This window comes from Bradyrhizobium sp. STM 3843 (genome assembly GCF_000239815.1).
Taxonomy (GTDB): Bacteria; Pseudomonadota; Alphaproteobacteria; order Rhizobiales; family Xanthobacteraceae; genus Bradyrhizobium.
The window spans coordinates 50,822-63,063 of sequence record NZ_CAFK01000314.1 but is presented as its reverse complement, the minus strand read 5'-3'; the positions used below and the strand labels follow the sequence as shown (position 1 = coordinate 63,063).

1 protein-coding gene is annotated in these 12,242 nt (G+C 65.6%); it reads left to right on the top strand.

Annotation, left to right across the window (positions count from 1 at the left end):
* Positions 1-147 precede the first annotated feature (147 nt).
* The gene (locus BRAS3843_RS33910; protein WP_139025055.1) at positions 148-12,192 is read left to right on the top strand and encodes a filamentous haemagglutinin family protein; all 12,045 of its coding nucleotides are present in this window, start codon (positions 148-150) and stop codon (positions 12,190-12,192) included.
* Positions 12,193-12,242 lie beyond the last annotated feature (50 nt).

Here is a 12,242-nt window from a genome sequence, read left to right as displayed (position 1 = left end):
GGCGGCTGCGTGCGTGGGTCTGGTTCGTTATCTGCTTTGAAAGGCCCCTGCATGCCCGCGCTTTTTGGTACTCGCCTCGCTGCACGTCGTGCCTTGCTGCTGTTGGGTGCAAGCACGATCGCTATCGCGATTGCAGCGAGTTCGGGGGTGAGCGCGCGTCCATTGGGCGCCGTGGGACAATCCGCGTCAGCGACCGCTGCGGCAGCCGCGGCCGCCGCAGCAGCCGCGCAGCAGGCCCAGCAGGCGGCGCAATCGAGCCAGCAATCGATGACCCGGGCCTTGAGCGCCATTCAGGCCATGCAGGCGGCGCAGAACGCGGCGCACGCGGCCGCCGCGGCCGGGCAGAGCGCGATCGCAAGCGGTCTGGCGGCCGGCGGATTGGTCCCGGACAGCGGCCTCACCGCAACGGGCGTGGCCAATCCCGTCACCACCTGGGTCGGCGCGAACACCCCGACCCAGAGCACCGGCAATGGCCAGACCACAGTCAGCATCGACCAGACCCAATCGCACGCGCTGTTGAACTGGCAGACCTTCAACGTGTCCCGCGACACCACCGTCGTGTTCAACCAGCAGGGACACACCGACTGGTCGGCGCTGAACAAGATTGCGCCGGGCATTGCGCCGAGCCAGATCCAGGGCGCGATCAAGGCGGATGGCGCGGTCTACATCATCAATCAGAACGGCATCATCTTCACCGGCACCAGCCAGATCAACGTTCATACGCTGGTGGCGTCCACGCTCGATCTCTCGACCGTTCTCAGCAATAACAACTATCAACAATATCTTCAGAACGGGCTGTTTTCCGATACGGTGCCGGACAAGACGACATCGATAGGGCCGCAAATCTGGCCCTCCAACGGCAGCGGCGCTGCGAGTTTCGCGACCGGCACCGGCGGCTCGGCCACTGCCACGGTCAGCGTCCTGCCGGGAGCACGGATCGATACCACGGGCAATCTCAGCACGAGCGGCGACGGCGGCTTTGTCGCGCTGCTCGGAACGGGCGGTGTCAGCAACGCCGGCACGATCACGACCCAGAACGGCCAGATCATCCTGGCGGCCGCGGGCGCAGTGAATGGCGGAGGAAACTCAATCACCCTCGTCACGCCGCCTTCCAATGTGGTCGGCGTCGACACCGCGCTGCAGGTTCAGGTCCAGGGCGCGCCCGCACCCGTCACCAATGCCGGAAACGGTCTGCTGATTGCCAATGACGGCGCGGTCACGGTCGTCGGCAGCCAGATCAGCCAGCTCGGCGGGATCGCATCGACCACCAGTACCACGCGCACCGCCTCGATCGTGCTCAGCACCAGCGGCACCACGACCGGCAGCGGAGATATCGTGCTCGGTGCGGACAGCCTGACGACGATCCTGCCCGACGAGAGCAGTGGAACGCTGCCGACATCGACCCTCACGTCCCCCACCAATGCGAACAGCACCAACAACGCGAAATATTTTCAGACCGTCCTGCAGCCGGTGCTCACCATTCAGGCCCAGGGCAGCGTGGACGTCCAGGGCCATGGGTCGGGTCTTGGCGGTGCCTTCATCAAGGCGCCGGGTGCGGCGCTGAGTATCAGCAGCGCCAACGCCAATGGCAGCGTTCTGCTCGAAGCCGGCAGCACCGTCGATCTGTCCGGGATTGCCGGTGTGACCCTGCCGATGTCGATGAACCAGATCGACATCCTGGTAACCCAGGCCGAGGTGGCGGACTCGCCGCTCGCCGCCGCGCTGATCGGCAAGACCGTCAGCATTGATGCGCGCCTCGGTGGGACGCGCGCCGACGGCCTGCAATGGGTCGGCTCGCCGCTGCTTGACGCCGCCGGCTTTGTCGGCCTGATTCCGCAAAGCATCGATCAGATCCTGACCGCGGGCGGGAGCTTCACCTCCTCAGCCAAGAACGTCGTGCAGATGCCGGGCTCGAGCATCAACGTCTCGGCGGGCTATGTGCAGTACACCGGCGGCGTCATCACCACCACGCGGCTGCTCGGCTCGAATGGGCGCATTTACGATATCGGCAGCGCCGATCCGAGCCTGTCATATACGGTCTATAATGGCTTCACGGTCGATCATTCCCATTGGGGCGTGACCGAAACCTGGGCCGGCCTCGCCGGCAACGGCGCGCATTACGAGCAGGGCTACGTCGCGGGTGCCAATGGCGGCGCGATCAATGTGACGGCACAGGTGCCCGTGCTCGACGGCGACATCGTGGCCAACGTCATCGCCGGGACACGCCAGCGCGCGCTGGCCGGATCGTCGAATCTTGCCAATGCCGACAAGATGCCGAATGGCGCATCGCTGAGCATCAATCTGAACGGCGGAGCCGGCATCCCCAGTACACTCAATGTGACGCTGGAGTCGCAGGCCAATGCCGGTGCAGATCCTTATGGCCTCTCGGGGCTGACCTTCGCGAATGCTGCGAGCTGGACGCCGATGCTGGCGAACGGCGTGCTGCCGATCTTCACCGACACGCTTTCCAGCGTCGGCCTCGGCTCAGTCTCGATCAAAGGGGCGTACACGCTGAGCATGCAGACAGGGGCGGTCCTGTCCGTGCGCGCGGGAGGCAGCATCACGCTCGATGGCGTCACCACTATCGACGGCACCCTGTCGGCCCCCGCCGGCAGCATCAATCTCACCGGCTTTACTTATGCGACCAATATCCCGCAAGCGCCGCCGGTTGCGGCAGTGGTGATCGGCTCGCACGCCGTGCTCGACGTGCACGGGCTATGGGTCAATGACAGCGGCCTGTCGCGTGACGAGGTGCAGGGTGCCGGCTTCGCCAATGGTGGCAGCATCAGTATCTCCACGCTCGCTGCTAGCAATGGGCCGCGCAGTGGCCCAGGCGTGTTCACCGACATCACGCAGAGCATCGTGATGGCGCCGGGAAGCATCGTCGATGTCTCGGGCGGCGGCAATGTCGGTACCACCGGAAAGCTGAAGGCAGCATCCGACGGGCTTCCAATCGGCAAAGGCGGCAGCCTGTCCGTCGTGACTTATAGCGGCGGTTTCACTAGTGGGATTGCACTGCCGAATTCAGGGAACAACAATGGCTTTAACGTTCCGCCCCAGGGGGCTGACGGTACTTTGAAGCCTGCAAACTACGCAAACGTGGTGCTCGGCGGCAACATTTACGCCAACGGGCTCGACGGCGGCGGAACGCTGACCCTTCAGGTGCCGACTGTGACCGTTGATGGCAACGCCGCGCAGGTCACGTCCTATGTGTCCAGCGCGACTGCGACCGCGCTGGCGGGGACCGGCGCCTCCTCGGCAGCCAGCTACGCGGTTTCCGACACACGTGCCGGCGAACTGGTGCTGCCGAATTCGTTCTTCACCAGCGGCTTCTCGCAGATCGTCGTCAATGGTGCTTATAGTGGCACCACGGTGACGTCGGGTACGCAGGTGACGCCGCGCCAGACCAATGCGATCGTGAACGCCAACCTGCTCGCCGCGCCGACGGGGGCGCGGGTGCGCGACTATGCGTCGGTCGGGCTGCTTCCCGAGGGGCTGCGCCACCCCGCGGGCCTGACGTTGGCCTCCGCGACTGCCGGCGTGCTGCTCGATGCCGGCGCGGGCATCGAGGCCGACCCGCAGGCCACCGTCACGCTGAGCGCCGGAACGACGGCCGACATTCGCGGCAGCATCATCGCACAGGGTGGTGCCATCAACGTATCGGGCGGCAATGTCCTGATCGAATCCACGGCGCTGCTCGATGTCAGTGGCACGTTCGTGCCCAACCCCAAGGTCGTGGCCTATTCGACCGGGACCGTGCTCGACGGCGGCACCATCACGCTGACTGCCGCCAGCAGTTCGCTCGCGCCTGGGACGATCATCGCGCAACCCGGCGCGCAGTTCGATCTTCAGGGAGCCGCAGTATCGGCCGCGAGCGGGCTGATCCGCTTCTCGCCGCGCGACGGCGGGCAGGGTGCCTGGAGCAATGGCGGCAGCCTGCAGCTCTCCGCCAGCAGCATGTATTTCGCCAGCACCGTCAATGCAGCCGGCGGCGCGCCGCTGGCCACCGGCGGCAGCCTGACCGTGGGCGGCGTCACTTCGCTCGTGATCGAGCGGGCCGGCATCGTCGCTGCAAACCTGACAGCGCTCGGTGCAAGCGCGCCGGCGGGCGGCTTCATCGGCGCCGATACGCTGAGTAACAGCGGCTTCGATTCCGTCACGCTCAATTCCCCGACCGTCGCGTTCGGCGGTTCGGTGAACGTGACGGTGCCCGGCGCGCTGACCCTCGGTGGTCATATCATTCTGCTGCCGCAGAGCAGCGGCCTGCTGCCGGCCGGGGTGACTGATCCGGGCAAGTACACCGCCTCCAATTGCGGAGCGACATGCATTCCGAGCATCGGCGGTACGACCGTCAACCTGAAGGCCGGCTATATCCGTTTCGCGGGATCGAACGGACAAGTCCTCGCACCGAAGCTCGCGGACGGCACCTTGAACGTGTCGGCGAAATGGATCGATCTCCAAGGCGGAATCACGCTTGATAACATCGCAAACGCAACGTTTGCGAGCAGCAGCGCCATTCGGCTGCTCTCCCCCGACTATGGCAATGTTGGGAGCACGACGACGTCGAACCTCGTCGGGGCCCTGCTCGCGCCGGGCAATCTGACCCTGCGGGCGGCTGAGATCTATCCGGTGACCGGGACGCAGTACCTGTTGGCCTCCACAGGGACGCTTGCCTCAGCCAGCATGCTCACGATCCTGCCGAACGGCCCGGCTGCGGCGCCGCTGTCCGCCGGTGGCGAAATCATCCTGAGCGCGCAGACCATCGATCAGGAGGGCACGCTGTGGGCGCCGCTCGGCACCATTGTGGTGGGCACACCCACGACCATGCCGACAGCAATTACAAACCTGTTCAGCGGGTTTGGCCTGACCCCGCCGCAATTCGTAACGACCCAGACCGTGACGCTCGGCAAGGGCAGCCTCACCTCGGTGTCCGCCGCCGGTCTCGATATCCCCTATGGTACCACGGTCGACGATACTACCTGGAGCTTCGGTTCGAGCACGCTGGCGGCGCCACCGAACAAGTCGATCAGCCTGAACGGCAACAACGTGACCACGCAATCCGGCGCGGTGCTCGACCTCAGCGGCGGCGGCGACATCTATGCCACCGAATTCGTCGCCGGCAATGGCGGCACCCGCAACGTGCTGACATCGTCTCAGCAGACGACGTCCCCCGGCGCCACTGTAACGACCTATTCGTCGACCTATGCCGACGGGCGCCAGGTGTATGCGCTGGTCCCGGCCTATGAAGCGTCGGTTGCGGCCTACGATCCGACCTTCGCGTCCTCCACCTATTATTCCGGCGTCACCGTGGCGGCAGGGTCGACCTCGGCCAGCTCCGCCGTTCGACCGAACGCGATCGCTCCCGGCCAGACCGTGACCATCTCCGGCGGCAACGGCATTCCCGCCGGCACCTATGTGCTGCTGCCCGGCATGTACGCGACCTTGCCTGGTGCGTACCGCGTGGTGCAGGTGGCGAGCAACGTCAATCCCGGCACGACCCGGAGCGCGACGGGGTTGGATGGCTCGCAATATGTCGTCGGCACGCTCGGCAATGCGCTCACCGGGGCGAGTTCGTCGCAATCGGCGTTGTTCCAGCTGCAGTCGAAGTCGGTGTGGTCGAAATATTCGCGCATCGACATCACCTCCGGCACCACTTTCTTCCGCAACCAGGCCATCGCCGCCGGCCAGACCCCGCCGCCGCTGCCGATCGACGGCGGCACGCTGGTGCTCGGCGCTGTCAACTCCCTCAACCTCGCGGGCGCCAACCTGTTCGGCCCTGGCACCAGCGACCTGGCGGCTGGACTGGTCGGCGGCGGCGGCCAAGTGCAGATCGGCGGCAGCAACATCGTGGTCCTCGCGAGCGACCAGACCCTGCCGGCTGGCGATTGTCGCGTCAGCAGCGCGTCCGGCTGCATCAACTATCTCGTGCTCGATGCCGACCAGATCAGCAATCTCGGCGCCAGCTCGGTGCTGATCGGCGGCACCGCATCGATCGTGGGCGGCGTCGAGAACATCACCGCCACCGCGACCAATCTCGAGATCAAGACCGACGCGGCGCATGCCCTGACGGGGCCCGAATTGCTGCTGGTCTCGCTCGGCGGCGGCAGCGGCCTCGTCGTCGATGCTGGCGGCGTGATCCAAGCCAAAGGCGTGGTGCCGAGCGGCACCGATCGCGACATCTCGTTCGGCGCCAATCCGGTGGCGCTGCATGACAACCAAGGCAATTTGACCGGATATACCGCCGGTGTCAGCGGCGACGGCGCGATGCTGCGGGTCTCCAACGGCACGCTCGTCAACGTCACGCGCAACTATGTGCCGGGGCAATATAGCGGCCCGGGTCCGCTGCCGACCGCCACATCGCCTCAAGGCGCGTTCTCGATCGGCGCCGGTGCGGTGATCAACGGCGGCAACGCGCTGACGCTCGACACCAGCGGCAGCGGCGCGCTCGCTTCGACGGCTTCCCTGATCGCCCGGAACTACGATATCGCGGGTTCGGTGATCAACATCGGCGGTGGCAGCTCCGGCATCACGCTGAACGCGGCCGCGCTCGCCAACTTCAATGGGGCGGATTCGGTCCGGCTGCGCAGCGCGACCGTCATCAATCTTTACGACGCTGCCAGCGACGGCGGCAATCTGACAATTGGGGTCGCTTCGGCAAATCCCATCAACACGCTGATCTTCGACAGCGCCGGCCTGTTCAGCCATGGTGGCCAGACCACCGTCAATGCGACCAACATCCGCCTCGCCAACAGCCGCGGCGTCACGGCAACCAGCACCGCGATCAGCGGGAGCGGCGGCACGGTCACGCTGCATGCCACCGATACTCTCACCGAGGATCTTGGCACCAAGACCATCGGGGGCGTCAGCCAGGTGTTCTTGAATGCCGACCGGGCGATCGCCTTCAGCGGCACCGGCAGTCTGAACGCCGGCGCCGCGAACATGCAGCTCTCGGCCCCGGTCCTCCTTGTCAACAGCGGCGCGACCCAGTCCGTCACCACCGCGGGCGCCGTCACGCTTCTGACCGGTGCAGGGACGGCGCCAGACGCTGTCGCCAGCAATATCGGCGGCGCGCTCTCCATCACCGGTGGATCGGTCAATGACTACGCGAACATCCAGGCGCTGTCGGGCAATGTCAGTCTGATCGCGACCTCCGGCGACGTCGAGCTCTACAGTGGCGCCGTGATCGATGCCTCCGGCTCCGAGGTGACCGTGCTCGACATCGTCAAGGACGCGCCGGGAGGCAAGGTCCAGCTGGTGTCGAACACCGGCAACGTGCTGATCGACAGCGGGGCGAGCGTCGACGTCTCGGGCGTGGGCATCGGCTTTGCCGGATCTCTGACCATCCAGGCCCAAGGCAAGGCGAGGCTGTTGGGCACGCTGGACGGACACGCCGCCTTCAAGGATATCGGCGGCAACTTCACGCTCAACGTCGGCACGCTCGAGCCCGGCAGCCTGCTGCCGACCAGCTTCACCGGCAGCATCGCGGTGACCTTGCAGCAGGGCGACATCGTCATTGGGCAACACGCCGGTTCGCTGGTGTCGGCCCTGAGTGCCGGCCAGATCATGCTCGATGCCCAGAACGGCAACGTGCAGATCTATGGCAGCGGCGACGTGAGTAATCCGGCAAACCAGCTCACCGTGCTCGATGCCAGTGGCCTCAACGGCCTGATCTCGCTTTATGGCACAAACGGCGTGAGCATCGGGGCCGGGACGCGGTTGACCGCGGCCTGGGTCGCGGATGATCCGCGCGACCCCAACTATGCCAAGGGCAGCTCGTTGCTGGTGCAGAATGGAGGCACCATCAAGCTCGGCACCTCGGGCACGCCGGACGGCACGCTCAACAACACCTACGGCTATGAGAACGTCACGTCCTCGGGCGCGATTTCGGTCGCCGCCAACACCACGTTCGACGTCAGCGGTGGCCCCGGCGGCGCCAACATCTCGAACACCGGCGGGCAGGTGATCCTGCGCGCGCCGATCCTGACCGGCAGCGGCTTCAATGCGCAATTCCACGGCACCATCGTCACCAGCGCGGACGCCAATGGCAAGCCGAGCGGCGGCGGGCTGGTGCTCGACGCCTATGCGGTGTGGAGCACCACCGACGGATGCTCGCTGATTCCCGCCGGCTGCAACTCCATCACCACGGTGGCGCAATACAACGCGCTGACCGCGGCGCAAAAAGCGCAGATGGACCAGCATTTCGACGGCATCATCGATCCTGCCGGCTTTTTCAATGCGACGGGCACGCAGGTCGTCACTCCCACCGCCGTGACTGGCTCCACGGGTATCTATCCGACGTCGTACTACAACGCTGCGACGGGCAATGCGACCGCGGTCGCGGGCGCCTATCTGGCGCACCTGGATTTCTATCAGAATACGCTGGTGAAGTTCGTTCAGCAGACCAGCCTGACCGGCTATGATCTGTCAGGCGCGGCGATCAAGACCAACGCGCCGGGCGCTGTCGCCCAGAGCCTGACGAACAGCGCGGTGGCGCAGGCTTCCGGCACGCCGCAGACGCTGCACGTGCGGCCCGAGATCGGGCTGGTCAATCCCTCGAACGCCATCAACGGCGGCAACATCACGGTCGCCAGCAACTGGAATCTCGGCGGCATGGTGCCCACCACGGCGACCGTCCCGACCTCGAGCCGCAACGCGCCGTTGACGAGCTACACGCCGGCCTATCGCTCCACGGTGAGCGCCTTTGCCGGCGACGCCGGCATGCTGGCGCTGCGCGCCGCCAACAACGTCGCCATCAACGCCACCATCAGCGACGGCTTCTACGAGCCCTTCGACGGCTTCAGCAAGGCCGCGGCGACGAGCTACAGGCTGGTCGCCAACCTGATCGCCAACAACCCGGCGCAGACCTCGGTCTCGGGCACGGTCGTCAACGACCCCAACACCACCTCGGCGGCGAGCCTGATGTCGATCACCCAGGGGACGAACAACGGCTCATTCTCTTACGACTTCGTCGCCGGCGCCGCGCTCGGCACCACGCCTTCGGCCAATCCCAACGCCGTGGTGGCGATTTCCGATCCCGCGACCGCCAGCAACACGACGGGCAGCGTGCTTATCAACGGTCATACGACCTACTTGGATCCGGTGAGCGGCACGACAGGCAATACGAGTATCACATTCGCGACTATCAATATCCCGACATTGGTGCGGACCGGCACCGGATCGATCGACGTTGCCGCAGCCGACAACGTCGCCTTCATCGACCAGGTGGCGCCGGGCGCCGTCTATACGGCAGGCGCAAGCGTGGTGACGCCGGCAGGCTACACGGCGCCCGCCGCCGGTGCCAACTACAAGACCACTCCGACCGGCCTCGTCGGCCTGCCCGCTTGGTCGAGCGGCGGCGGCGCGGTCACGGTGACGGCGGGCGGTTCCATCATCGGCATCGAGACCCCCACCGATAACTCCATTGGCAGCCAGTACGGGGTCCCGAACGGTCCGACTGGCGAGTTCTGGAGCTCCTGGTACATTCACTACGGGAGCTCGAACGGAACGGCGACGCCGTTTACAGCCACCTCGACTTGCCTTTCGGGCAGAGTCTGCCAGACTTCGGCCTGGATCAATTTCAACTCCTTCTTCCAGGGCTTCGGCGCGCTCGGGGGCGGCAACATCTCGCTGACATCGGGCGCTGACATCGTCGATGTCGGTGCCTCTCTGCCGGAAACCCTGGTGGTCAGCGGAGGCACGGGCACCAAAGATGCCAGCGGCAATCTGATCAATCCGGTAGCCACCTATTACGGTGGCGGCAATCTGGTCGTGAAGGCCGGGCGCGACCTCCTCAGCAGCGATTTCCTGGTCGGCCGCGGGAGCGGGCTGATCCAGGTCGGCGGCACGGTCCAGGTCGATCCATCGAACCCGATCACCCGGCAACAGACGATGTTGTCGCAGGTGGGGAGGCCGGGGTCGAGCCTCAACGCCGCCGTCGTTGGACAAATCCCGCTGCCGCTGCTGCTGGCGGTGCAGGACGGCTTTGTGAGCGTCAGCGCGCGTGGATCTATCACTCTCGGCGGGGTCTATGATCCCGCATCCCTTCTGCCGGATGGCAGCGTGCGCACGCCGAAGGGCTCCTGGCCCAACGGCAGCGGACAGAACAGTACACCCGGCTGGGGCAGTCTTTTCACCACGTTCGGTCCCAGCAGCGGGATCGCGCTGGAGAGCACTGCCGGTAACGTGACCGCCCTGACCATCGATACGACGAACTCCGATAATGTGGGCGGTCTGTTCTTTCACACTCTCGCGACACTTAGCCCGAATGGAGTAAGCATAGGATTGCTGCTGCCCGCCACCCTCGACGTGGTATCGTTGCAGGGCAACGTCGATCTCAGCGGCGCGACCGCGGCCAACCTGGTCCCGATTCCGACCCGGACCGGCAGCGATACCGGCACTCTCAGTATCGTCGCGGCGCAGTCGATTTTCCTTGGGCCGTCGCTCAACATGCCTGATCTCAACACCACGTCGACCCAGTATGTTGGCAGCAGCGCGATCAACAACCCATCGACTCTCGGCAACTACATCAGCCCGCTCGGGTTGGTGCTGCCCGGTTTGACGCAGGCGCTGCATGCCAACGATCCTCAGCCAGTGATCATCGCCGCGGGACAGGACATTTACGCGGTCAACCCCGCCACGGGCGTACCCACGAACATGACGCTGATCAAGCCGGCGCTGATCGAGGCCGGCAACAACGTCTACGCGGCGACCGCTGCGGGAAATGTGGTGGCGACGACCAGCAGCGGTCCGCAGATCACAGGCTTCCAATTCACCGGCCAGAATAACAATGCGGGCGACATCACCAGCATCGTTGCCGGCAACGACTTGATCGGCGGCAACTACCTGCTCTATGGCCCCGGCACCTTCCTGTTGCAGGCGGGACGTAATCTCGGTCCGCTCACAACAAACAGCCAAGGCATCGCCACCGTCGGCGATGGCAGCGCACTGGTGGCGGCTAACGGCGCGGGCAGTCAACCGGCGGTCAAGCCCTATCTGCCATCCAGTGGCGCCGAGCTCGATGTCCTGTTCGGGGTCAAATCCGGCATCGACTATGCGGCAGCGATCGCGCAGTATGTCGATCCGACTCGGGCCGGGAGCGGCGGCATTGATTTCTTAGCCGACATCGCGGCCGCCCTGGGCCAATCGCGCGACCAGGCTTGGGCCACCTTCCAGACCCTGCCGGCGACGCGGCAGCATCTCCTGGTCGACCGCGCCTTGCTGGATCTGCTGATCCAGGTCGGCAAGGACGCCAAGGATCCGACCAACAAATATTTCGGCCAATATGCGCGCGCCTATCAAGCGATCTCGGCTCTGTTCCCGCCAAGCCTCGGCTATACCGACAACACGACAGGCAGCGGCAACGGCGCGGCGGCGAAGGTCGCAACCGGCAAGATGAACATCGCCTCATCGGTGCTGGAGACGCAGAAGGGCGGCGACATCAACATCATCGGGCCCGGCGGCGGCATCACTGTCGGCCGCAGCTCGACCGATACGCTGCTCCCGAACCAGGAGGGCATCCTGACGCTGGGCGGTGGAGACATTCGCATCTTTACTGATGACTCCGTCGTTGTGAACCAGAGCCGCATCATGACCCAGCAGGGCGGCGACATCGGTGTGTTCGTCGCCAATGGCGATATCAGCGCCGGCTCCGGTCCGAAGACCTACGCCTCGAGCCCGGCCGTCAGCGAGATCTGCACCTTGGACGGCTATTGCTATGTCAATCCGCAGGGGCTGGTCACCGGCGCCGGCATCGCCGCGCTGCTGACTCTGCCGGGACAGGATCCGACCAAGAGCAACGTGACCCTGGTGGCGCCGCACGGGACGATCGACCTCGGTTCGGCCGGCCTGCGCGGCACCAGTGTGACCCTGGCCGCGCTGACCGTGCTCAACAGTTACAACGTCCAGGCGACCAACATCACCGGCCTGTCCTTCACACCACCGCCGAACACGGCGGCGCTGACCACGGCCTCCAACGCCACCGCTGCGACCAAGCAGGCGGCCCCGGCCACGCAGCCGCAGAATAGCGACCGGCCCTCGATTATCATCGTCGAGGTCGTCGGTTATGGCGGTGGAAGTGCCGGCGCGAGCGTCGACACCCAGCCGCCGACGGGCGCCAGCGGAACGGACGTCAATTCGCAGAAGCCCGCCGACAAGGACGACGAGCGCCGTCGCGGCGGACAACAACAGCCCTGAGCACGAAATTCAATGGCCTCTCCCGCGAGCGGGAGAGGCCATGTTCATTC